19 protein-coding genes are annotated in these 23674 nt (G+C 43.6%); 9 read left to right on the top strand and 10 right to left on the bottom strand.

Going from position 1 to position 23674, the window contains the following annotated elements; all coding sequences use genetic code 11:
• Nucleotides 1–21: 21 nt before the first annotated feature.
• Entirely contained in the window at nucleotides 22–1254 is a 1233-nt protein-coding gene (gene arcA, locus LPKJCM_RS04155; protein WP_014939465.1) for an arginine deiminase, read from the bottom strand.
• Between the two features lie 542 nt (nucleotides 1255–1796).
• Here arcA and LPKJCM_RS04150 point away from each other — a divergent pair.
• Nucleotides 1797–4898: a YfhO family protein gene (locus LPKJCM_RS04150; RefSeq protein WP_057962561.1), complete on the top strand. Its 3102-nt coding sequence runs from the start codon at nucleotides 1797–1799 to the stop codon at nucleotides 4896–4898.
• 90 nt (nucleotides 4899–4988) lie between these two features.
• On the opposite strand, the gene LPKJCM_RS04145 is transcribed toward LPKJCM_RS04150, so the two are convergent.
• Nucleotides 4989–5477 carry an arginine repressor gene (locus LPKJCM_RS04145; protein WP_057962562.1) on the bottom strand — a complete coding sequence of 163 codons (489 nt, stop codon included), beginning with the start codon at nucleotides 5475–5477 and terminating at the stop codon, nucleotides 4989–4991.
• Nucleotides 5478–5657: 180 nt separating this feature from the next.
• A complete protein-coding gene (locus tag LPKJCM_RS04140) occupies nucleotides 5658–7973 on the bottom strand; it encodes a glycoside hydrolase family 65 protein (RefSeq protein WP_057962563.1) in 2316 nt (771 codons plus the stop codon).
• A 347-nt stretch (nucleotides 7974–8320) separates the two neighbouring features.
• Here LPKJCM_RS04140 and LPKJCM_RS13460 point away from each other — a divergent pair, with 347 nt between their 5' ends.
• Both LPKJCM_RS13460 and LPKJCM_RS13455 read left to right on the top strand, forming a co-directional pair.
• Nucleotides 8321–8710, top strand: a complete 390-nt coding sequence (locus LPKJCM_RS13460; protein WP_225364110.1) for a LysR family transcriptional regulator — start codon at nucleotides 8321–8323, stop codon at nucleotides 8708–8710.
• An 18-nt stretch (nucleotides 8711–8728) separates the two neighbouring features.
• Nucleotides 8729–9253, top strand: coding sequence for a LysR family transcriptional regulator substrate-binding protein (locus tag LPKJCM_RS13455; protein ID WP_225364109.1), 525 nt, complete (start codon nucleotides 8729–8731; stop codon nucleotides 9251–9253).
• Between the two features lie 73 nt (nucleotides 9254–9326).
• Here LPKJCM_RS13455 and LPKJCM_RS04130 read toward each other — a convergent pair whose 3' ends face one another.
• The 3 genes from LPKJCM_RS04130 to LPKJCM_RS04120 form a co-directional block, all read right to left on the bottom strand.
• Nucleotides 9327–10631 carry a nucleobase:cation symporter-2 family protein gene (locus tag LPKJCM_RS04130; protein WP_057962565.1) on the bottom strand — a complete coding sequence of 435 codons (1305 nt, stop codon included), beginning with the start codon at nucleotides 10629–10631 and terminating at the stop codon, nucleotides 9327–9329.
• A 282-nt stretch (nucleotides 10632–10913) separates the two neighbouring features.
• The gene (locus LPKJCM_RS04125; protein ID WP_057962566.1) at nucleotides 10914–11369 is read right to left on the bottom strand and encodes a hypothetical protein; all 456 of its coding nucleotides are present in this window, start codon (nucleotides 11367–11369) and stop codon (nucleotides 10914–10916) included.
• A 140-nt stretch (nucleotides 11370–11509) separates the two neighbouring features.
• Complete coding sequence (locus LPKJCM_RS04120; RefSeq protein WP_057962567.1) at nucleotides 11510–11860, bottom strand: aggregation-promoting factor C-terminal-like domain-containing protein; 351 nt, start codon at nucleotides 11858–11860, stop codon at nucleotides 11510–11512.
• Nucleotides 11861–12157: 297 nt separating this feature from the next.
• Here LPKJCM_RS04120 and greA point away from each other — a divergent pair, with 297 nt between their 5' ends.
• A complete protein-coding gene (gene greA / locus LPKJCM_RS04115; RefSeq protein ID WP_057962568.1) occupies nucleotides 12158–12625 on the top strand; it encodes a transcription elongation factor GreA in 468 nt (155 codons plus the stop codon).
• Between the two features lie 83 nt (nucleotides 12626–12708).
• Here greA and LPKJCM_RS04110 read toward each other — a convergent pair whose 3' ends face one another.
• Together LPKJCM_RS04110 and LPKJCM_RS04105 are read right to left on the bottom strand one after the other, a co-directional pair.
• The gene (locus LPKJCM_RS04110; RefSeq protein ID WP_057962569.1) at nucleotides 12709–15528 is read right to left on the bottom strand and encodes a cation-translocating P-type ATPase; all 2820 of its coding nucleotides are present in this window, start codon (nucleotides 15526–15528) and stop codon (nucleotides 12709–12711) included.
• Nucleotides 15529–15967: 439 nt separating this feature from the next.
• Nucleotides 15968–16579 (bottom strand): DedA family protein, encoded by a 612-nt coding sequence (locus LPKJCM_RS04105; RefSeq protein WP_057962570.1) that lies wholly within the window; start codon nucleotides 16577–16579, stop codon nucleotides 15968–15970.
• 116 nt (nucleotides 16580–16695) lie between these two features.
• Here LPKJCM_RS04105 and LPKJCM_RS04100 point away from each other — a divergent pair, with 116 nt between their 5' ends.
• From LPKJCM_RS04100 to LPKJCM_RS04085, 4 genes are all read left to right on the top strand, one after another.
• A complete protein-coding gene (locus tag LPKJCM_RS04100; RefSeq protein WP_057962571.1) occupies nucleotides 16696–17649 on the top strand; it encodes an aldo/keto reductase in 954 nt (317 codons plus the stop codon).
• 464 nt (nucleotides 17650–18113) lie between these two features.
• Complete coding sequence (locus LPKJCM_RS04095) at nucleotides 18114–18944, top strand: DNA/RNA non-specific endonuclease (protein ID WP_057962572.1); 831 nt, start codon at nucleotides 18114–18116, stop codon at nucleotides 18942–18944.
• 143 nt (nucleotides 18945–19087) lie between these two features.
• Nucleotides 19088–19747: a thiaminase II gene (gene tenA, locus LPKJCM_RS04090; RefSeq protein ID WP_057962573.1), complete on the top strand. Its 660-nt coding sequence runs from the start codon at nucleotides 19088–19090 to the stop codon at nucleotides 19745–19747.
• Between the two features lie 36 nt (nucleotides 19748–19783).
• A complete protein-coding gene (locus LPKJCM_RS04085; protein WP_057962574.1) occupies nucleotides 19784–20332 on the top strand; it encodes an RBBP9/YdeN family alpha/beta hydrolase in 549 nt (182 codons plus the stop codon).
• 159 nt (nucleotides 20333–20491) lie between these two features.
• On the opposite strand, the gene LPKJCM_RS04080 is transcribed toward LPKJCM_RS04085, so the two are convergent.
• Nucleotides 20492–21229 carry an SGNH/GDSL hydrolase family protein gene (locus LPKJCM_RS04080; protein WP_057962575.1) on the bottom strand — a complete coding sequence of 246 codons (738 nt, stop codon included), beginning with the start codon at nucleotides 21227–21229 and terminating at the stop codon, nucleotides 20492–20494.
• 67 nt (nucleotides 21230–21296) lie between these two features.
• The gene (abc-f, locus tag LPKJCM_RS04075; RefSeq protein ID WP_057962576.1) at nucleotides 21297–22811 is read right to left on the bottom strand and encodes a ribosomal protection-like ABC-F family protein; all 1515 of its coding nucleotides are present in this window, start codon (nucleotides 22809–22811) and stop codon (nucleotides 21297–21299) included.
• A 515-nt stretch (nucleotides 22812–23326) separates the two neighbouring features.
• Between abc-f and LPKJCM_RS04070 the strand changes: the two genes are divergently transcribed.
• Nucleotides 23327–23515, top strand: coding sequence for a hypothetical protein (locus tag LPKJCM_RS04070; RefSeq protein ID WP_057962577.1), 189 nt, complete (start codon nucleotides 23327–23329; stop codon nucleotides 23513–23515).
• The last annotated feature ends 159 nt before the right edge of the window (nucleotides 23516–23674 follow it).

Below are 23674 nucleotides of genomic sequence, written 5' to 3'. Positions count from 1 at the left end.
CCGTTGCTAGTCGCGCTCTTATCAGATGTCTTCCCGAACAATTGGGCAGCTCATGCAACGTGGACCCCCACGCCCTCTTGACAACTCACTTGAGATAACCTCGAGCACTTTTAATCCATGCTTTCTGAGTAAGTCATTTGAAACGTAGTTACGGTTATATGTGACAACGACGCCTGGTGCAATTGCCAGGGTGTTTGAACCATCATTCCATTGCTCACGACCAGCGATAATTGGGTCGCCGTTACCAGTTGGAATGAGATCCAGATCATCTAATTTCAGTGCATCCTTCAAAACTTGCTTGAGATCAGTTCTGTGGTCCAGGTTCAAGTCGCCGTTCTTACCTGGCGTAATTGTCCAAGTATCGATATGGCCACCTTCGCCAAGAATTCCTGGATGAACTGTAAATTGATCGTAGTTAATCATTGTAAACACAGTATCCAAATGCATCATTGCATGGTTATGTGGAATCTTGATAGCAATCACTGTGTCGAAGTGGCCTTCTTTGAACAAGCTCTTCGCAATATCTTGAATGGCATCAGCTGAAGTTCGTTGAGAAACCCCGATTGCCATTACGTGATCGTTCAAGACTAATTCGTCGCCACCTTCGATACGAGTATCGTGGTTACGATCACGCCATACATGAACGCCTTTATCAGCGAAACGTGGGTGATACTTAATCACAATCTCATTAAAGAGTGATTCACGCTGTCTGGCAGGGAATGTCATGTGGTTAATACTCAATCCTTCACCGATACATGCCGAAGGGTCACGGGTGAAGTATAGGTTAGGCATTGGATCCATGTAGAATTCGTAGTTTTCAGTTTCAGCAGCACTTACTAGGTCTGTTGGCACAAAATCTACCTCGTTCTTACGGATACCTTCCATGATCTTGTTGACCATGTCTTGGTTATTCATACTGCCAAGATATTCTTTCAATGCATCATGAATGGTTCCCGTTGCATATCCTGATTCGGTCAGCATTTGCTCTAAGAAGTCATTACGAACTTTGTCACCGGCTGCATCTAACGCTTCAGCAGCTAATTTTTCAAGATACAATACTTCAACACCATTGTCTCGTAAAGTATCGGCAAAGTAATCATGTTCCTTTTGGGCAATTGGTAAATATGGAATGTCATCGAATAATAACCGGGGCATCATGTCAGGTGTAAAGTTTTCAATTTCTCTACCCGGACGCTTCAGTAAAACTGTTTTCAACTTACCGATTTCCGATGTTACATGAATTGGACTTGTCATTTTGTTACCTCCTCTTCCATTAATACAATTACATCATAACCCCTTTGGAAAACGCTACCGTATGTTTTTAAACATTGCGAATGTGAAAAAACTAACACAATTAAGACGGAAAATGATTGCGGTTACATTTTATGAATTATCCTGCTAATTATTCCTTTCACAAAGGGCTTTTACCGGTTAATTATACAAAGTAAAATGTTTAAATTAAAACATAAGATTTTGATTAGAATTACGAATACCCTAAATATAACACTTTGTTCACAATATTCATACTTTGTTCTCATCTGTTTGGTATAAATATGTTTTAACTTCATAAAATATTCACAGTTTGGTAAAAGAAAATTCACTTTTAAACTCGCAGCTCCCAACGAAATCTCGCTCCATGTAAGCGGTTCACTCAATTGGCTCAAGTTTATCAATGAATGTTCATGCAGATCGCTTTAGACTCAGATCGTCAATATTACAAGCATTAAAAATATGCCAATAGCCTTGTCTATTGGGCTCGATGCGGGCAAAATGGAATATGTATTGGAGGTAATTTCATGGAAACGAGAATTGATACTCGCAATAAGTCCTTTCAGTTTCGAACTTATTTAATCTATTCCATCGCTTTTCTGCTTGTCTGCCTTGCCACCTACACGATCCCCTGGCTGGCCGGTAAAACCTTAATCTGGAATGTCGACGGAATTGCCCAACATTTTCCAATAATGGCTCAATTTCAGCGAATGCTGCAAGGAACTGCTCACCAGTCAATGAGCTGCTGGTCGTGGAACTTTGGTGCCGGTGCAGATCAACTGACGACCTTTGCTTTTTACATAATTGGTGATCCATTCAGCTACCTAATCGCGCTGTTCCCGGCTGCCAAACTGGAGTTGGGCTTTCAAGTGCTGATTTTGCTTAGACTCTACTGTGTCGGACTGTCATTTCTTGCTTGGGCCAACGAACGAGATTTTAGTACCCATAGCAAATTGATCGGCACATTGATTTATACTTTTTCCGGTTACAACTTTTATGTATCGATGCATCACCCATTCTTTTTAATTCCGATGATTCTTTTCCCACTGCTGGCCATGGGGGTCGAAAAAGTCCTCCACAAACAAAATTGGCTGCCGTTAGCCGTCGCAGTTGCCTTGGCGCTTATCAGTAATTTTTACTTTGCTTACATGCTGGCAATCGGAACGTTTGTTTATCTACTGACGCGATATTTCAATATCCACCACAATCATCCCGAACGGCTGAAGAATGGCAGAATCATTTACGGCTTAATCCAAGGGGTCGTAACGGGCCTGCTGACAGCCGGAGTCATTCTCATTCCTACGCTTTTAGCTGTTTTTCAATCGACTCGAATCGCCTATCACGCCAAATTTGCCAACGGACTGATCCTTTACCCACTCAAATATTACCTGGCAATGCCCAACCAGCTGATTACCAGTACCACCACCAAGGACTACTGGCTGGTCCTGAACTTCTGCGGCTTGACATTTCTGGGCGCAGTTTATGTTCTCAGGCATTTTAAGCGTTACCGTTCACTGGCAACCATCATTACCCTCACCGTCATTGCATTAATGCTGCCACAGTTCAGCGCGGTGGCCAATGCCATGTCAACGCCATCCAATCGTTGGCTGTTTCTGATTGTTCTGCCAATGAGTTTGGCAACCATGATCCTCGTCGACCAAATCAAAAATTTGACCCAAAATGATCTTCGCTGGTTAATTGGTTCCAGTGCTGGTTTGATTGTCCTCGTGTGGATCACCAAGGGATTTACCTTGAAATTACCGCAAAACGATTTAGTTGCTTACGGTCTATTACTGAGTTTTCTGCTATTGTTCGCCTGCCAAACCTCGCTCAAGATATCTCCTAAACGGGTGAGTTACATTTTGGTCGGGTTAGTCTTCATCAATGTGATCAGTGCCGGGCAAGGTTGGTTCAGTCCTAATAATAGTAAGAATATCAATTCCAATTTGGCATCCGGATCCGCTGAACAGTGGCTTCATAAGTATTACGACGGGGCTCAAACCCAGTTGGCGTCCGATAATCATTTCTATCGAACAACCACCATTCATAACTATTATCCACACCGAACGGCCGGTAATAACATTCCGATGGTTTTAGGCACCCATGATTTGGGGGCATACTACTCAATCCAAAATGGCAGCCTATTTCAATTCAGCCGATCGCTGGACAACTCACAAGCGGTTGTCAACTCAGTCCTTGGTGAGGCAGATGGCCGAACAACGCTACTTAACCTACTGGGAGTTAAATATATGTTCGCCAAGACCGATATCGTCAAGAAGCCCCAGGCCATCCCGTATGGCTTCCACTATGTTCGGGAAAGCAACAGAAAAATTGTCGACTTTCCTGAGCAGCCAGTCAGTGGCCTCAGCAACCATTCCGGAACGATTTTGTTAAAATCCAATCTGGCACTGCCACTGGTCTACACACAAAAGTATGTCATTTCAGCAGCGAACTACAATAACATGTCACCGCTCCAACGTGAGCAGGCAATGCTGTCCGGAGCAGTGGTTGAAAAACCAGTCGATGGTGTTTCATTGACTGAACCCCAAAATAACGTTCAGACCGTCCCTTACACCACCCGATTATTTGACCAGCACATCGCTAACAACCCGGTCAAGGCGGTCCTAGATCGTCTACGGATTTCCCCAAACGCCCGTTATCGGGATACCGCCAAGAAGTATAAGACCACTTTGCCGGCTAATAAAGTCAAAATTTGGGAAAAGGCAACTGGTATCAATCCAAACGCGAAGCCGTTGCGAAGTGTGTTAGCTAAGAACCATCGCATCGTTGTCCAAAATGAGGCTAAAAACGCTAATGGCCTTCATCTCATGGATAACGACGCACAAGGACGCCACCTTTCCTATCAGTTGAACATTAAGCAGCCGCAAAAGGTTCGTCACTCAGAGCTGTACCTGGTTATTGACGGCATCTCCCATACTGCCCACTCAACCAAAGACCGGCTGAACAGTTTGACTGCCGATTCAATTATTGACGGAACACCGGTTTCCAAACTGGAAAAGATTGACCGAATTAGAACCGCTCTTCAGCATCCCGATCTGGGAGCGTATACGCTATCCGTTCAAACACCCAATAACTTCACTTACGTCCGCCAATTACCGGAAAACAACCTTTCGGACTACGAAGACAGACAGCACATTGTCCTGAATTTGGGCTATGCAGACAAAATACAAAAATCGCTGACAATTCACTTCAACGGCGTCAAGCAATTGAAGTTCAAACAGGTCAGGTTGATGGCGGTTCCATTTAACCGACAATATGATACACAGATCCATCAGCTTCAAAGAGCAGGCCTAACCAGTCAAAAAGTCACCCACAATTCTGTCAGTGGTTATACGGATACAACTGACAGAACCCGCGTGTTGACAACTTCAATTCCTTACTCAACCGGTTGGCACTTAAAGATCGATGGGCAACCCGGTGACATCTTCAAGGTTAACCGTGGCTTTGTAGGTGCCAGAATTCCGGTTGGTCGCCACTTCATTTCATTAAAGTATCAAACACCAGGACTCGCACTTGGCAAACTTGTCACCATTGTCGGCATCATTTGGTGGCTGGCATTTCTAATTGGCGCGATTGGGCGACGAATTTATCGACGCTTTGCGAAATAATCACGCGGACAAAAAATTAGGCCTTCTCAAATTTTGAGAAAGCCTAATTTTTTTGCTATTATCAATCACCAAAACGACAGCTTCGAACCATTATTCCCCATCCTGAATCGATGAGACCAATAAGTCGGGGTTGGCATGCTTGGTAAACAGATCGTTAATCTCACGAGCAGCCTCGACTGAGGGGCTGAACGTCACAATCGTATCGTACCCGGCTAAAGTCCCGGAAACGTTCTCCATGTGAAGATCATCGATCACGGCCGCTAATGGGTTGGCGTAGCTAGGCTGGGTATGAATGACGTTCACAAACTGGATTTGGCTAATATCAGTCACCGTGCCGTTAATCATCCGATACATTCGTTCGATTTCGTTTTGATTACCTGATTTAAAAATCATGTAACGTGAGTTGCCCGAACTATCGGGCTGTTTGACGATTTGCATCTCACGAATATCCCTGGACAACGTTGCCTGGGTGACACTAATGCCGGCCACCTTCAGCTTCTCCATCAGTTCATCTTGGGTTGTAATCGTATATTGATTAATAATCTGCTCAATTTTGGATTGACGAGCTTCCTTCTTCATTATAAAGTGCATCCCTTTCACATCAGATAAATTGACTCACCCAAAACGATCCTGGGCTTGTGTAAATATTCAGCAATCAACGATGAATTTGCATAACACTATCATAACAAATCATAAACCAAAGTTCGCCTGTTTTCCAAAAAAGACCTTCATATTTCAGACTTTCTTCAACAATAATCATTAATACTTCCAAGTTTCTCTGGGATTTTCAGGTGTAAGATTCTTTTGCTGCTTATAGACTGTAATGTCTGCGCCCTCACCATTCATTAGTTCAACTGCCACTGAGTCTTGATAAATCGTAAATTTGAATTCATCTCCATACAAATGAACTTTGAACTTCAAGCAATTCCAGGTGGAAGGCAAATGCGGCTCAAGACTAAAACTGCTAGCGTTGTTCACGATACCGGCGAAACCGTACATAATGCCTTCCCAAGCGGCTCCCAAACTGCCAGCGTGAATGCCGTTTTTGGTGTTATGATAAACATCCATCAGGTCCGTCTGCACCGCCTGAGAGAAGAAGTTGTAGGCTTGCTGGTCTTTACCGATTCGAGCCGCAATAATGGCATAGATGGCTTTAGAGAGGCTGGAGTCGTGGGTTGTGATCGGCTCGTAGAACTCATAGTCGGCTTTCAGTTGATCGACCGTGTTGCCTTCTGGAAACATAAAATCAACCATCACAGTGTCAGCCTGCTTATTTACTTGGTGCCTGTAAAGCATGAGCGGGTGGTAGTGCAGCAATAATGGAAACATGCTTTGGTCAATGGCAGCCAGATCCATCTTCGGCAGCTGCTCAAAGTTCTGAAACTGCAGCTTAACGTTTTTTGCTTTATCGTAGGGCAGATACATTGCATCGGCGGCATCACGCATGGCAGCAATTTCTTCATCCGTAACGTGCAGGCGACTTAAAATACCATCGTCACCCTTAAACTTCCGGACATACTTGACTGCCAGGCGTAGATTGTGTTGGGCCAAAACGTTGGTGTAATAATTATTATCAACTAAGGCACTATATTCATCCGGACCCGTTACCCGGTTGAGGACAAATTGGTGTTTCCCGTCGATATCAGCGTAATTGCCATATTCCATCCAAAATCTGGCGGTTTCTAAAATAATTTCGAATCCATAGTTTCGGATAAAATCATCATCGTCGGTAATCTCATAATACTGTTCGACTGCGAAGGCAATATCGGCATTAATGTGGAACTGGGCTTGCCCAGCCAACCAATAGGCGCTCGATTCGTAACCATTAATCGTCCGCCAAGGATACATTGCCCCTTTGCCAAAGCCAAAATCACTGGCCTGTTCCTTGGCAATCTGAAGGGTATGGTATCGAAACATCAATAACTCCCGGGCGACATCAGGCTGGGTGTAGGCAAAAAAAGGCAGCATGAATATTTCAGTGTCCCAGAAAAAGTGACCCCCATAGCCGTTGCCAGTTAGTCCTTTCGCGGGAATACTGGTTAATTCGTCTCGCCCGGCGGATTGGTTGAGTTCGAACAGATTGAAGCGAACGCACAGTTGCAGGGCAGGATCACCGTCAATTTCAACGTCACTGTGGAGCCAAAAAGTCTGCCAAACCTGCGCTGACGCCATCAATTCTGATTTAAAGGAAGTGTCATTAATGTAATTGTTCAGCGATGATAAATATTGATCCGAATACATATTGGCATTGACTAATGGATGGATATCACCAATCGCGAACAAAAACTCAAAGTCCTTGGCGCTGCCTGGTTTGGCGTAATATTTACTTCGATAACCATAGTGATGATTGTCGTCACGGAAGTATTCGATTGGTGGGTTAGGGGCAAAGTTCTCACTAGCCTCGTAGGTAATAATGGCCCCCTGCTGGCTTCGAAAAGTCGTAACCAAATAGCTGGGCTGACCGTTATCTGGAATAAAGTCCAGCTGCATTTGGCCCAAATCGGTGCTGACTCGAACGTCCTCATCCTGCTGATGAACCGTTTGATTCACATAATCGTGGACTTTGATCACTTCAACTTCATCGGAAAAATTAGTTGGAATAATTGAGTATCTCACGCCGTAGACATTGAGCTTACTAAGACTGGCAAAACTTTCAACCACCAAATTGAAATTGCGGTTTTCAGGCGTTGTGACACTAAAAAGTTCGTGGAGCAGCCCCGTTTGCATGTCCAGATTCTTATCGATATTTTCAACTTTAAAGTGATCGGTCATTGAGTCCTCATGACCAACTTTAATGCGGATAAATCGCGGATCAAATAAGCGGTTGATAACCTGATTATTGTCGGGATAGCCACGATACTTCTCACCATAGGCGACCTCTTCGTAATCAAAAAAGCCATTAATAAATAAGCCGGGAGAACCAATATAGTCATGGTTGTTTCCCTGGAGCGGATTCGAGTCGCGGACACCCAGGTGACCGTTGCCGACATTATAAATTGTTTCAAGAAAGAGTTCTTCTTTGCTTCTTAATGTTTGTAAATGAATTTGAAATTCAGGTGATTGTTCAATTCTCACTGTTATAGCCCCCTTTTGTCCGCTATGTATCCAGTGAAAGGATAAAAATCATGATACTATTTTACCATTTTATGCAAAGCTAGCATGATTTATTGCTTCGTTAGTTACATCGCAACATTAGTACCTAATAGTAATATAAATTATGAAATCTTAAGATTAGTATAATACCCGGGGTAAAAGATTCATGTCCTTTACTGGCTCACGGGGAATTGCTATACTTGGTTGTAGCTTTTTTGCTGAATACCAACATTAGAAGTCACTATTCATGCATATATTACTAGGATATCATATAATCTGGTTAGAAGATAAACTAAAAGGCGAGAGGTCTTCAAAGGAGAATTACAATTATGAACAGCAAATTACTTTCGTTTCTTGAAGAAATCCAGGCACAAGGAAACATGTCAAAAGCTGCCCAAGCATTGTTTGTTACCCAGCCTTATATCAGTCGGGTTATCAAAAATGCCGAGGTTAACTTTGGCGTCAAGTTAATCGATCGATCATCTCATCCAATTCAGCTGACATATGCCGGCGAACGACTTCTGGCTTTTTTGCAGGAAGAAAATCGCTTGCGAGCCAATTTGGATCGGGAAATGACGCATCTGTCACAGTTTAAATATGGTCACTTAACCATCGCATCCAATGAAGTTGTGACGAACGATTTGTACAAACCCGTGTTGGTTCGTTTCTATAACAAGTATCCTAACATTCACGCTCAAATCACGCGAATGACCAGCTGAGATGCTGAAAAGCGACTCTTGTCAGGAACCCTTGACTTTTTCATTGGCCATGCCCTTCAAAGCCATAAAGTCGAATACAAGCCAATCGCGCAGTTACCGCTGGTATTAATTATTCCTGAGACGTCCAAGCTCTATAATCCTGATAAAGTCTTTCTGAATTATCAAGATCTTGACTTGACCAAGCTTTCAGGTGAAGAATTCATCGGAACGCCCCAAGAGGATAACTATCAGCGATTAGTCACCAGCTTCTTGAATGACATTGGTGTTACAGCTGAAATTAATGTTGAAGTTCCTGACCTGCATCTAGCATCAGATCTGGCGCTGGAACATGTCGGCGCAATCATCACACCTGAACCCTTTGCCAACCCAAGACGTTTAACTGATGAGCAGAAAAAGCATATCAACGTCATCGAAATTCCAACTGATGTCTTGACCGCCAACTTCGGTATTTCCTACATCAAGAACAAGCAGACATCGGAGCCAGTGACTGATCTGCTGAATATCATTTCTGAATATGTCGATGAGTATGTCCCAAAACGATAACGCCTGAGACAGTCGTCAACCCAAAAAGACCAGCGATTAAATTCGCTGGCCTTTTATTATTGACTTAATTTAATTATTCTTCGACCTTTTTGCTCAAAGCTGTGTGGTTCAATAAGATGTTTAAAATCACGGCGGTGAAGCTTCCAACCACCATTCCGTTACTCATGATGACCTGAACGGTTGCAGGAAGGTACTGGAATAAGTTTGGTTGGGTTGTCACTCCTAAACCAAGGCCAATCGAAACGGCAATGATTAACAAGTTCTTGTTATTCAACTTAACTTGTGAGAGCATCTTGATTCCTTGCGCACCCACCATTCCAAACATGACTAACATTGCGCCGCCTAGCACTGAAGCTGGAATTAAGGTCGCAATGGCACCAAACTTAGGGATCAGTCCCAAAATCATCAGCATGAATGCCGAATAATAAATGGGTGTCAATTTCTTGATTCCAGAAAGTTGGACAATGCCCACGTTCTGGGAGAAAGTTGAATATGGAAAAGTGTTAAAGACCCCACCCAAAATAGCGGCGATTCCCTCAGAACGGTACCCGTGTTCAAGGTCTTGATCTTCCAACTTGCGGCCGGTAATATCACTTAAGGCAAAGTAAACCCCGGTTGATTCGATCATACAGGTAAAAGCTGCCAGGATCAGTGTGGCAATGGAGGACCATTCAAACTTGGGAACCCCAAAGTAGAAGAACTGTGGCAACTGAGCCCAATGTGCCTGCCCAACCGCTGCAAAGTCCACTGTCCCCATCAAAACGGCGACAACTGAACCAACTAAAATCCCAATTAAGATAGAAATTTGTTTCAAAAATCCCTTGGCCCAAATATTTAAAACAATAATAACCAGGGCTGTGAAGAAACCAAGAAATAAATGGGTCGGATTACCAAATGCTTTCGCAGTTGCATCGCCACCACCGATGTTTTGAAAAGCCACCGGCATCAACGTAAACCCAATCAGTGTGATCAGCGAACCAGTCACGACTAATGGGAAGTATTTACGCATGTGCGCGAACGGCTTAGCAATCAGAATAATGAACAACCCAGCGACGATAATACCGCCGTACATATAGCCTAAGCCGAAATTCTTACCAATCGATTGTAGTGGTGCAACGTACTCCACCGCACACCCCAAGACGACTGGCAACCCAATCCCGGTAATCGGCGTTCTGCGGATCTGAAGCAGTGTTGCCACCCCACACATGAAGATATCCATTGAGACCAGATAAGTCATCTGAGCAGCGTTGAAGCCCAGCGCCCCACCAATTAACAATGGCACCAAAATATCGCCAGAGTACATGGCAAGTAGATGCTGAAAGCCTAAGATTGCATTACGAACAGGCGAGTTTTTGCCTGGAACAGAAACATTTTCCATTACGTTCTCCTTTTTATTCGTGTTTGAAACAATAATTTTATATTAACATGAATTTTAATGAATAACAACGGAGATTCCGAATAATAATTCATTGAAGCAGGCACACAACTGTACATAAGATTCTCTGTGAATCCATGTCTTAATATCTAAATCATATCTGAATGAATCATCACAATTACTGCAAAAAAGCGTTAAAAATAAGGAGCTTAATAGGCAGCACAGCAGCGCTTGCGTATAAAGCTCGTTTATTTAAATCTGCTTTGATATCTTATATTCGGTTGTTTAGTGAAGAATTGCAGTTACAGAACTTGTACGAGTAGCAACCTTATTGGCATAGTAGCTTGGTGAGTGCTTCGGAATCTTAGTCTTAGGAATCGTAATGTACCCAAACCGAATCCTAGAATAATTTTTATTTGGCTTAATAAACCACCAGTCAAAGTAGTTCGGCTTTTTTGAATCAATGCCTTGCATCGTGTAGTAACCGGAGAAACATGCCCAAGAAAGTACACTGGAATTGAAATTACCTTGTATGGTATTCTTAGCGAAAAACTTACCACGGGTGCCATAGAAATATTGCGTTAAACTGCTGTTTTGAGGAGTATACTTCCAATACTTATTAATTAATATCGGCGGTACCCCCATACGCTTGCTAGCAAATGCAGGTTTACCAAAACCAGCGAGACATGTAAACGTTGCAAGGAAAACTAACACCCATTTAAGCTTCTTAAATTTTGTCAAGTTAACCCCCCAAAAAAATTTAGTATACCTCAGTAGATGGTAACTGATCTCACAAATAAACAAAAAGGGATCAAACAATGAACAGTTTCAGTTCATCATTTGATCTCTCAACATATTCGTAAGAAGCTTCTGTATAAATCTTAATACCAGCCATAAGCCTTCCAATGCTTCTTCGCATTAACCCAGCTACCGTACCGTTGGCTAACATAGTGGTCAGCCACTTTTTCCTGGTTGCTCTTTGAGTAGTTACCATGTAAATAAGAAGCACTTAACTGGTAACGACCAATATAGCGGCCATTTCGAGCATGGTATGAACCGCGTGATTCGTGGTATGCGATCCAATTTTTAGCATTTTGATCAGCCTTTGATAAGTTTGATTTGTATACTTTAGTAGTTTTAGCTTCAGCGATTTCAGTGGATGCGGCAACGTTCATCGTGCCGTAGAAAGTTAGTGCAGTCATTAATGCGATAATGATCTTTTTAAGTCTCATGAAATATATTTTTCCTTTCGTGTTTAATCAACAGTGAAAAATATACTCCAATCGATTTACAGGGACGTGTCCAGAAAATTACAACCTTGTTAAGCCAAATTCGATTTAGTAATATTCCCATAACATATCATCAACAAACACTTATAGAACAATATTCTTCAATTGAGATTTTGGGAAAGGATTTTGACGTTTTCTGCCAAAAAAGTCGAAAATTAAGCTGTTTTTTATAAGTAATTAGTTTGATTGGCTATAATCTGACCATGTTGTATACTTAAAAATGTCAGGAGGCATACGTTCATGGAACCCCATTTCAACAAAATTACCAAATTTGGCTATGACCAGATCGAATCAGAAATTCGTGGGCTTGAAGATGCACGGCCAGCTAAAATAAAAAATTTAGCGGATGCCAGAGCACTCGGTGATCTTTCCGAAAACGCCGAATACAGCGCTGCTAAACGGGACCTTCGCCATCTGGAGAGCCGCTTGCGGTTTCTCCGAAAGCAACTTCAGTACGCCCAAGTCTATACACCATCCGACGATGATACCGTTGAAGTCGGTAAGACCGTCAAATTCGAATTTCTAGATGATCATTCAACTGAGACCTATGAAATTGTCGGGACACCCGAAGTCGACATTGATCACGGAAAGATTTCAATCGCTTCGCCCATCGGTTCTGCCTTATTGAACCACCACTCAGGCGATGTGGTAACCGTCTCGGCACCCCAATTAACCTACAAAATTAAAATCATTTCGATTTCAATCTAAACAATCTAAGATTAGTTCCAGTGAGAAACTGAGGTCATCCCTCGTCTTACCAGGCTTAATCTTAGATTGTTTTTTATCGCTATCTATTTAGCACGTTCAACTACTAACTCAGACTTGGATCGGTCGCGGTTCATCAATTTCTTAATCCCCGATATCAAGAAGGTAGGTACGGCGGAAATGACGATTATCAAAACGTACATCGTCATCGTCAGTGGTGCCGTTCCCATCACGTTATTGAAAAATGGCATCAAGGTTACCAGAATTGACGAAGTCGCCGCAAACCCGACTGCCAGCGTTAATCTTGAGTTAGAAAATGGGTTCCTGTCAAACAAAGTCTTCACACTTCTCGCATCATAAACGTGCCACAACTGCCCGAATACTAACGTTAGAAAGACAATCGTTTGACTTTGAGCAACCGTATATCCCTGTGAGGCTGCCCAAATGAAGGCGAGAAAGACCATGGCGCCCATCACGCCACCGCGGAGTAGAACTCGCTGCAACATCCCATTTGCCAAAATAGACTGCTTGGCGTCTCTTGGCTGCTGCTTCATGACATCGGATTCGGCCTCGTCATAACCTAGTGCAAAGGATGGCAATGAATCACTAATCATATTCACCCAAAGAACCATTAACGCCGTCAGGGTTGGTGTCACTTCGGTAATATTTCCAATCGACGACGTAATCAGGAACACACCTAACAATAGTGACAACACTTCGGCCACATTGGTCGTCAATTCGTGTCTCATAAAGTTCAAGATATTGGCAAAAATCGTTCTACCTGATTCGACAGACTTCTCAATGGTGGTAAATTTATCATCCAGCAAGATCAAATCAGCGGCATCTTTGGTCACTTCAGTTCCATTGATCCCCATTGCGATCCCAATATCTGCCGCCTTCAGAGCCGGTGCATCATTGATTCCGTCACCGGTCATCCCAACAACCTGTTCATGAGCCTGCAATTGTTTAATGATCCGCTGCTTATGTTCCGGGGTGACCCGAGCGTAAACCCGGGTGTCCAAAACCACATCAGCGAGCTGTCGATCATCCATTTCTTCCAAATCACGTCCCGTAATCACTCGTGCATCATCAGATTCGATAATTCCCAGCTGCTTGGCAATCGCTTTGGCGGTCATCGCATGGTCACCCGTAATCATCACAACATTGACCGAAGCTTGGGTTAATTTGCGGACTGACGCTTTGACTTCCTCCCGGGGCGGATCGATAATCCCCACCAGTCCCAGGAAGGTCAGATTACGTTCCAATTCGGCACTCGAAGCATTCAAAGCTTCTTCTTTAGAAATTTCACGCTGGGTAATCGAGATTGTACGTAAGGCATCTTTAGCGAACGCCAGCATGGTTTTTTCAATCTCTGGCGCCACAGACTGAATGGGGACCGGCTGTCCGTCCATCATGGCAAATTTGGTCAGGGGTTTGATAACATCCGGCGCTCCCTTGGTCAAACTATAATACTGCTTATTTTCTTTGATGACAACCGTCATCATCTTCCGGGTACTGTCAAACGGCAGGATGCGGACAATATCAATATCCCGATCGCCCTTATCTTCCAAGAGCACGTCTCGTTTAACGTTATCTTTTGCTCCCAGGACAACCAACGACACATCGGTTGGGTTACCAAACGGCCGCCAATTTTGCAACGTATCCGGTTTGATCTCGGCTTCGTTATTTAAAACGGCCACTTCCAAGAATCGCCGGTAATCTTTGGGATTGACTGCGGTGCCATCATTTCTGATAAAATCCCCAATTGGTGTATAGCCATCGCCTTCAACGTTGTAAACATGGCCATTTGCCAGAAATCGGGTCACAGCCATTTCGTTTTTGGTTAAAGTTCCCGTCTTATCCGAGGCAATGTAGGTTGTCGACCCAAGGGTTTCTACGCTGCTCAATGACTTGACCAATCCTTTTTGGCTGGCCAACATTTTAGCACCGATTGTTAAAACAATTGACAGCACAACCGGCATGGCGTCAGGAATCGAAGCCACCGCGATGGCAATCGCCGTTGCTGAAATCCCACCAAAGCTGTCCATTGAGATATGCCCCACCTCAAACAGCTGCTTAACCAGATCGTAGCCAATCGTCACCGCAATAATGACAGCCGCAATGATCATCAATTTCTTGCTGAGGCCATGAACTGATTTCTCGATGGGAGTCTTTTGATTATCAACGGCTTGCATTAATCCCGAAATTTTACCAAGTTCAGTTTTCATTCCGGTTGCCACAACGACCCCGATCCCATTTCCATTGACGACCGTAGATCCTGAGTACCCCATGTTGGTACGATCGCCCAGCTCCGTATCATCCGGAAGCCGACCAATCGTTTTTTGGATGGCATCGGATTCGCCAGTCAAGTGGGACTCGTCAATCTGTAATTCCGCCGTCTTTAACCAGCGCAAATCACCTTCAATAAAGTCACCTGCCTTAACGCTGACAATGTCACCGGGGACTAAATGGGTTGCGATTACCGACGTCCAACTGTTGTTTCTAAGCACTTTCATATGGTGCTGGCGCATGTCAGCCAACGCATCCAGTGACTTCTGGGCTGTCCGGGTCTGATGAAAAGTCACCCCACTGTTAATCATCACGATTAAAACAATTGCGATCGCTTCGTACACAGAAGCCATCGCGTGCCCTGAATCACCGCTGACAAAGAAATCATATGCTGCGCTGGCTAAGGCGAGTCCGGTTGCAATTAGCAAAATCACAATGAGTGGTTCTTTGAAACTGCTGAGCAGCATTTTCCAAGCAGGTTCGCGTTTCGTTTTTAACAACTCATTGGGTCCAAACTCTGCCAGCCGCTGTTGGGCGTGATCCTCGGTCAGACCACGAATTCGACTTGTATCAAGGGTTTCGAGAACCGTTGTTGCTTCATGAGCGTACCATTTCATATTGGGCCTCCTTTAGGGGGTTCATTGTCGTGGTGCATTACTTATAATAAGCATAACAAATATAGAGGCCCAGTTTGTGAAGTTTGTGGGGATATTATTAGAAAGTTTGTGGAAATTTAAGGAAAAGTAAAAGAGTGCGAGCCAAGGCGTTTAGCTTCCGAGCATTTATTTAGCAAGCCGTTTGATGCGGTCTTGGCATCGGACGGCTTGTTGGATAAAGCGGAGGAAGCTGCCTTGGGGAGCACATTTCAGATCAGAGTGCCAATGATGGCGCTTTGATCCCAGAATATAAGGGGCTTAGTCGATTATTCCGGTTCTTGGAATAATTGACTAAGCCCCTTATATGGCCGGGATCAGCCATCATTGGCACGTTTCAACTAGGTAAAATGGCAACTCAAGAAAAGAAAATTGATAGCACGACGTCAGCCACAATCCCCACCTAATCAGCCTTCCGAGAAAATCGATAATACAAATAACAAGCCACGATCACGACAATCACAACCAAAATTACCATCAACCACTGGTCGATCATCCCCAGAATCTGATCCCAGGCCCGACCAGCAAAATGGCCGATCAGAATCAAAACCGTATTCCAAATCAGCGTTCCGGTAGTGGTCAGCAGACAAAAGCGACTGAATGGATACCCAGTCATCCCTGCTGGAATGGAAATTAAGCTGCGAATCACTGGAATACACCGACCCAATAGAATTGTCTTACCACCGTGACGGTTAAAATAGGTTGCCGCCCTTTCGACATCGGTCGGCTTTAACCTCATGATTTTGCCGAGTTTCCCTGAAAGGAATTTTTCAATTTGCCTAACACTTAAAAGCCGTCCCACGCCATATAGCGCAATTGCGCCAAGTAACGCTCCAGCCGTTGCTGCCAAGATGGATCCCCAAATCGTCATTTTACTGGTCACGGTTAAGTAGCCGGTAAAGACGAGGACCAGCTCAGACGGAATTGGCGGAAAAATATTTTCAATTGCAATTAGAAAGGCAATCCCGAGGTAGCCATACTGATTAATTAATTCAGTAATCGTATTTTCACTCAAATTGGTTCCTCATTTCGTTTTGTCAGTAACGAAATTATAACATATTCCGCCAAACGCCCTTTTGAAACACCGCCTGAATGCCGTATAATTAAAGTAAGTAACAAAGGAGGAAAATCATGAAGACTGTAAAAATTGGTAATACAAATTTTGAAGCTTCTGCAGTGGCGTTGGGTATCATGCGGATGGCGGGTATGGAAACGGCTGACGCTGCCAACACACTGGAAGCTGCGGTAGATGCCGGCATTAACTTTATTGATTCAGCGGATATTTATGGCGGCGGTCAATCAGAAACTAAATTCAAAGAGGCATTGAAAGCCTCCGGAATTTCGCGTGACCAACTGTTTATTCAATCCAAGGGCGGCATTATTTTGGACCCTGCTAGAAGTCACGACGGCTTAGTATTTGGCCAACGTTATGATTTTTCCAAACAGCATTTGATTGATTCAGTCGACGGTATTTTGAAACGAATGGGCATCGACTATTTAGATTCATTTTTGCTTCACAGACCAGATTCTTTGATGGAAGCAGACGATATTGCGGATGCTTTCGACACCTTGCAACGCGAAGGCAAAGTTCGTCACTTTGGTGTTTCGAATTTTAACCCTCAACAAGTCGAAATGGTTCAATCGTGGGTTAACCAACGCCTACTAATCAACCAACTCCAATTCAATGTGGTTCACTCTGGAATGGTCAAGGAAGGCATGCACGTCAACATGATTGACGACGCCAGCATCATGCGAGACGGTGGCATCATGGAATATTCACGCCGTAAAAACATGACGATCCAAGCCTGGTCACCATTCAACTATGGTTTGTTTGCGGGAATGTACATCAATGATCCAAAATTCAAAAAGTTAAATGACAAATTAGAAGAACTGGGCAAAAAGTATGGCGTTTCAAAGAATGCCATTGCCACGGCCTGGATTCTAAGACACCCGGCAAAAGTCCAAGTATTGCTGGGAACGATGAACCCAGAACACATTAAGGATAGTGCAGCAGGAGCAGATGTCGACTTAACAAAGCAGGAGTGGTACGACCTGTTCTTCGCGGCGGGGAATGATTTGCCGTAAAATCAGAGAGTGCGGAACAAACCGGTCAGCTTTTGAGCATTTATTTAATAATCAGGTTTGATGCGGCAACGCATTGAACCTGATTATTGGATAAAGCGGAGAAAGCTGGTTTGTGAAGCACATTTCAATCAGAGTGCGAAAAGCCCCGCTTAGGGCCCAGAACACAACCAATTAGAGCCAATGATGAACGCACTTTGTTCATCGTTGGCTCTAATTGGTTGTGTGGCCGGGTCCTGGGGCTTTGAGCACGTCTCTACTATAATTAAAGGCAAAAAAATCCAAAAACAAAAAGACTTTCCCCACTTTTCTCCGTATATATAAAGTGATGGCCACAAAACCATCTTTGCTTTCCCCGGCAAATTGCACACAGGTGTGCATACTCTCCTTACGCTCTTGCCTTCAACCATCCCTTTCTGGTATGTTTGAAGGCAGAGTTTACATAAAAATAGAATTGAGGCATCATCATGGGGCAACATCATAAATCCGCTAGAAAGTCCAAAGGCCGTAAGCGAAATACCAGTATCAAAACAATTATCGCAGTCATTGTTATCCTTGCGGGGATGTGGCTGGGGGTCGGTCAGCAGCCGACCAATTGGAATACTTTTGTGAACCATATCGCCAGCTCATTATTCCCCTCAAATAAAAGTGTCAAATCAGATCAACTTGCAAAACTAGATTATCATTCTGGCGATCCCAGTTATATCTTTGTCAATCATAACAAAGCACAGTTGGATCCTGATACTTGGAAAACCAATAGGGTGATCTATGCCAATTTGGATAATTTTAACCGCACCAGTACCGGTAATTTAGCCTATCTGGCGCCACGCAATGTCGTTTCCGATAACAATCGTGTTCGCCAATTCGTTGAACCAACCGCTTGGCACCAAAAATTTGTTAATGGGCAGCCGATCATCAATCGTGGTCATCTAATTGCCTATTCAATTTCTGGTGGAATCGATACATCTGGCAGGTATCATCCAAATAACAGCGTGGGCGATCAAAACAACCCAAAGAACCTGTTTACCCAAACCAGCTTTTCCAATCAACGGGTTCAAACAATTTTTGAAAGCAAAATCCGAGAGGCCCTTCGTCGCGGCAACAGAGTGATCTTCTTTGCCAAGCCAATTTTTCGGGGGAATGAACTCATGGCCCGTGGTATCCACCTTGAAGCAATTTCTACCAACCGATCACTGAATTTTAACGTGTACTTATTCAATGTCCAGTCGGATATTCAGTTTGACTATGCCAGCGGCAGATCGCATATTGATCGATCCATGAAGGTGCCGGAGCCTTAGGGAAGTGGTCCCCACGATGGCTGCTAACAGTTTCGATACCTCATGACCAATTCGTTCACGTTTCAATTCAAGTCGTTATCGCCAAATAATCATGGTAGAATTATCTCAAACATGTCCCTAACTAATACAAGGAGTTAACCATAATGGCAAAAATCACCGACACGATGTGTGAACAAGCAGAACCACTTTTCGAAGCCAGCTTCAATCATCCCTTCGTCAAACAACTTTCAAGCGGTTCTTTGCCCCAGCAGACATTTCGTTATTATCTTAAACAAGACCGTTACTATCTACAGAATTTTGCTGCCCTGCATAGTAAAATTGCTGATCAAATGACCGATCCCGACATCAAAGATTTTTTGTATGCAGGTGCCCAAGGCTTTAACGATAGTGAAAAAGAAGTTCGAACCGCTTTTTTTGAAGAACTAAACATCACTCAAAAAGAAATTGTCCAGACGCCCATCGCACCCAATGCCTACAGCTACGTTACCCATATGTATCACGAATTGAATGAGGGGACCCCTTCACGGGCGGCGGCTGCTTTATTGCCCTGTTATTGGCTGTATAACGAAATTGGTCAGCGTCTCATTCAAGCTGGATCACCAATCAAAGTTTATCAGCAATTCATCGAAACCTATGACAGTCCCGCATTCACTACGGCTACCAATAAAATGAGAGCCATCGTGGACCAACTAGGCGCATCCGCTAGTGCAGAAGAACAAGAACAGATGCAAACTGCTTTTTTGCGCAGTAGTTATTTTGAACTGCACTTCTGGGAGATGGCTTACAAACATGAGCAGTGGTAGTACAGACTTTTAATTCTTGGAAGGGAACGACAACTGATGACGATCTATATGTTCCATGGTTATACCTCTAGTGCCAACGATCACTGGTTTCCTTGGCTGGCCGAAAAAGTTGAAGCGGAATTAAATATCCCCTTTAAAAAACTCGATTTTCCTGACTCTGATCATCCCGTTGAAAGTGTCTGGGATCAATATTGTGAGACCCACATTAATCCCAAGGACGGCATCACACTAGTCGGACACAGCCTTGGCTGCATTCAAGTTCTCCACTATCTTGATCAACACGATATCCATAACGTCAATGTCCTACTGGTTTCCGGATTTGATGAATCGATATGGACGTTGCCGGAACTGAATTCTTTTACGGATCACCCAGTCGACTATTCAAACGTTCTGCCCAAAATCCTTAAAGTAACCGTGATTTCCGCAATTAATGACGACAGCGTGCCGTATCCATACACTTTGACGTTAGCCCGTCATCTACACGCTAAATTTGTTCTGATGCCATCCGGTCATCATTTCACAGATGCCGGTAAAGACAAGCAACTGCCAATCGCGTTCGAGGAATTAAGGCAAATTTTGCGTTAAGGCCCGTTATTGGATACGCGAAGAAAACAGACCTGTATGTGGGTCACATTTTAGCGCTTCACAACAGCTCAACAAACCAACAAAAGCAGCAATCGCAAATAATGTGACTGCTGCTTTTGTGTCTGAACAACCAGATTAAGACAAAGTGGCTGAACTGATTTAATTCAAGACTTCCGATACCCGTTTAGCAAGCGTTCTGGCGTAATACTTCTCACCAGTCAAATCCAAATGAACCCGATCACTTGCATACCAGCCCTTGTGGCCTTTGCTGGCTTTGTACCAGTTCACTAAATGAACGTTTGAATGCTTTTTAGCGTTCCTGGCAATCATTCGGTTGGTTGTATTCTGCCAATGCCGTGGCACTCTTGTGTTGATCCAGAAAATCTGACGCTTCTTACCCACCGTCTTCAGCACCGAATTAATATCGTGCTGGGTTGGTGGGCCATTAATCCCTAGGTTAATAACGATGTATTTTGCTAAGTGACCCCTAGCCTTTAGTTGACGAACAATTCCCGGCAGTGAATAGAATTGACGGCCAACGGAACCACTCACCGCACTAGGGTGGAACACCCGCTTAATATCAGGTTTTACATCAATCATAACCGAGTCCCCAATTGCCGTAATAGACGTCTTAGAAGCGGTTCTGGTTTCGAGCTTTGTCAATTTATAATGCGCAGCAATTTTTTTCTCTCGTTTAGTTAAATGAATTTTGGCATTCAACTTGGCCACTTTGGCCTTTTTCGTCTGCTTGGCGCTGCGGGTAGCCGAAACATGGCTTTGATTGCCCTGGGACACCTTGCCGACAGTAAACATCAGCAAGCCCACAACGATTATTGCCCCGAGGCTAAGTAATAAGGATCGATTCATTGGTTTTTTCTTTAACGAATGTTTTGGCATTTTTTCCCCTCTACAATTAACAAAAATTTCTAAAACATATTATAACAAAGTTATCGACAAAGACACCCTATTTCGATTCACCTGGCTTAATTCTTAACAATGGACCCGTTTTGACTGTCTCAATAAAAACCTCATCGTGGTCTATGATAAGCATCGACGGCCGAATCTGCAAGATCAGGTCTTGAATTTGTTGACGAGTAATCACATCTAAATAGTTCAACGGTTCATCCCAGATATACAAATTAGCGCGCTCACACAATGATCGTGCCAGTGAGACTTTCCGCTTCTGCCCCATACTCAAATCACTCAAGTCTTCAGCGAAGGCAGACCGTTCAAAGCCCAACTTTCTCAAAGTGTTCAGTAAATCGTTCAGTTTGATGCTAAATTGATCGGCATAATCCTGGATAGAGCCTTTGAGACGTTCAAAATTTTGGTTAAGATATGAAATCCGTATACCGGCAGGCTTTTCGACGGTTCCGTCTGCCACTAATTGATGATCGCCAAAAATTGCTTTAATAATCGTTGTTTTTCCCACGCCGTTTTGACCAAACAAAACCAGGCACTGATCCTGCATCAAATTAAAACTCAACGGCTGATTCAATACAGCACCATTTTGCTGGACCTGTAAGTGCGCGACCTGCAGCAAATATTTTTGATAGGGCCGTTCATAGTTTAGTTGGAGCGGTGCCGCTTCATCGACGTTTTTCAACAGTGACTGTTTTTGCTCAATCTCTTTTTCCGTTCGTCGTAAAGTACTTTTCGACCGCTTCATGACTTTGGCGGCTTTGTGGCCAATAAAACCCTTGTCCAGATCCGCGTGTTGATCACTTTTAACCGACTTTCTCTTTTGACTTTCAGCACGGCCGGCCCAGCGTTCAATCGTATCAGCCGTGGACTTTAATCGACCAATTTCTTTTTGGAGATGTCTTTTTTCCAACCACTCAGATCGATTCTCCTGTTGGTACGCTGTCGCCCAAGTTTCATAATTGCCTGCATACAACTGTACTTTTGCCCGGTCAATTGATAATACATGATCAATCACTTGATCAAGAAAGTGACGATCATGGCTGACAACGATGAAGCCCTGCTTTTGCTTCAAGTAATCGGCCACCACCTCGCGGCCCTCAATATCCAGGTGATTAGTTGGCTCATCGATTAGCTGAAAAGTCTGATTGTCAATGAACATCACTGCCAAGCCGGCCTTGGTCTGCTCGCCTGGGCTAAGCGTCTCAAATGGCCGACTCAGTATCTCATCGGTCAACTGCAGTTTATCCATTTCAATCTGAATTTTCCATAACTCACTTTCGTCAAGGCCGGCGATTCTTAGCAGTACATCCCCGGTCACTTGAGTGGCATCTGGAATTGGTTGGGGAAAATAGATAAAATCAACGCTGGATTTCAGCTGGCCTCGATAAGTCAGCTGACCCAGCAGCAATTTGAGAAAAGTCGTCTTTCCACGCCCGTTGCGGCCAATCAGACCGAGCCGCCAGCTTTCATCAATATTTAAATTCAACCGATCAAAAAGATTGGTTAACATGCCGTCATAGCTAAATGACAAATTTCTTATTTGAATCCTTCCCATAAATCTCACCTCATTAAGGCTCAGTTAGGGATTCTATGCATTATAAAAGCCTGCAGTACCCATCGGCACCGCAGGCGATCTTAAACAAACTAAGTGAGTGGCCGCTCCACTGATGACTAAACATGGCGCCGCCAAAACTCATTAAAAATTGCAAAATCGCACAGAATAACCCCTGTTCTAAGCAGCGATTACTTATCAAATTCCGTCTTAACGATTTGCAATCTTCAATGGGCTTCACTTCCTTTTTATCTCGAATTTTAATCACAACTATTCTTGCATACAATCAGTTTTTTGTCTAGTTTTAGCGTTAACCGAATGGCAAAAAATCTCCCAGCATCCGTTCAAAATAAACGCGGTTAATTATGAGAAAACAGCTGTATTTTATAGTAGAGTACGTTACAATGAAGTTGTAAAGAAAGCGCAAACAATTTGCCAAATTCATTGGAATTGCTGCTTGTTCGACCTGTAAATTGCTTGCGATTTTACAACAACTAATCGTATGGGGGCGCAATCTCATGGATGAGAATTTAAAAATCACTTTAATTGGTTTGTTGACTTTAGTATTTGGTACAATTTTTGCATCAATCTTGGCAAGCATCGGTTTCACCAGTATGGTGCTCGGCTTGTCCTCATTCCTTGTCGCAGCTATTATTGTCGTCGCCGGCTTTAGATTGTCCGATCATCACTTGGCATCCAAACATTAGATTTTTTCGGGTCTAGAATTTTTGGTGTTGGAAAGTATTTCCATTCCAAAAGTACTAGGCCCTTTTTGATAACAAAAAAAGGCATCTAAGCCTCCCTAGTGCTATGCTTTAAGCGACGAAACTCAAGATAAGCGGGGTAGGAATAGATGTCTCAACTAG

It is taken from the genome of Lentilactobacillus parakefiri, assembly GCF_002157585.1.
GTDB lineage: Bacteria > Bacillota > Bacilli > Lactobacillales > Lactobacillaceae > Lentilactobacillus > Lentilactobacillus parakefiri.
Note: the sequence above shows the minus strand (reverse complement) of the source record. Positions and strands in the feature narration are given on the sequence as shown.

Coding starts and splice junctions, on each gene's coding strand:
- LPKJCM_RS04070 (WP_057962577.1), top strand. CDS start 23,327: ATGGATGAGAATTTAAAAATCACTTTAATTGGTTTGTTGACTTTAGTA.
- LPKJCM_RS04145 (WP_057962562.1), bottom strand. CDS start 5,477: ATGAAGAAGGAAGCTCGTCAATCCAAAATTGAGCAGATTATTAATCAA.
- LPKJCM_RS04085 (WP_057962574.1), top strand. CDS start 19,784: ATGACGATCTATATGTTCCATGGTTATACCTCTAGTGCCAACGATCAC.
- LPKJCM_RS04120 (WP_057962567.1), bottom strand. CDS start 11,860: ATGAGACTTAAAAAGATCATTATCGCATTAATGACTGCACTAACTTTC.
- LPKJCM_RS04100 (WP_057962571.1), top strand. CDS start 16,696: ATGAAGACTGTAAAAATTGGTAATACAAATTTTGAAGCTTCTGCAGTG.
- LPKJCM_RS04110 (WP_057962569.1), bottom strand. CDS start 15,528: ATGAAATGGTACGCTCATGAAGCAACAACGGTTCTCGAAACCCTTGAT.
- tenA (WP_057962573.1), top strand. CDS start 19,088: ATGGCAAAAATCACCGACACGATGTGTGAACAAGCAGAACCACTTTTC.
- LPKJCM_RS04150 (WP_057962561.1), top strand. CDS start 1,797: ATGGAAACGAGAATTGATACTCGCAATAAGTCCTTTCAGTTTCGAACT.
- greA (WP_057962568.1), top strand. CDS start 12,158: ATGGAACCCCATTTCAACAAAATTACCAAATTTGGCTATGACCAGATC.
- LPKJCM_RS04095 (WP_057962572.1), top strand. CDS start 18,114: ATGGGGCAACATCATAAATCCGCTAGAAAGTCCAAAGGCCGTAAGCGA.
- arcA (WP_014939465.1), bottom strand. CDS start 1,254: ATGACAAGTCCAATTCATGTAACATCGGAAATCGGTAAGTTGAAAACA.
- LPKJCM_RS13460 (WP_225364110.1), top strand. CDS start 8,321: ATGAACAGCAAATTACTTTCGTTTCTTGAAGAAATCCAGGCACAAGGA.
- abc-f (WP_057962576.1), bottom strand. CDS start 22,811: ATGGGAAGGATTCAAATAAGAAATTTGTCATTTAGCTATGACGGCATG.
- LPKJCM_RS04080 (WP_057962575.1), bottom strand. CDS start 21,229: ATGCCAAAACATTCGTTAAAGAAAAAACCAATGAATCGATCCTTATTA.
- LPKJCM_RS04130 (WP_057962565.1), bottom strand. CDS start 10,631: ATGGAAAATGTTTCTGTTCCAGGCAAAAACTCGCCTGTTCGTAATGCA.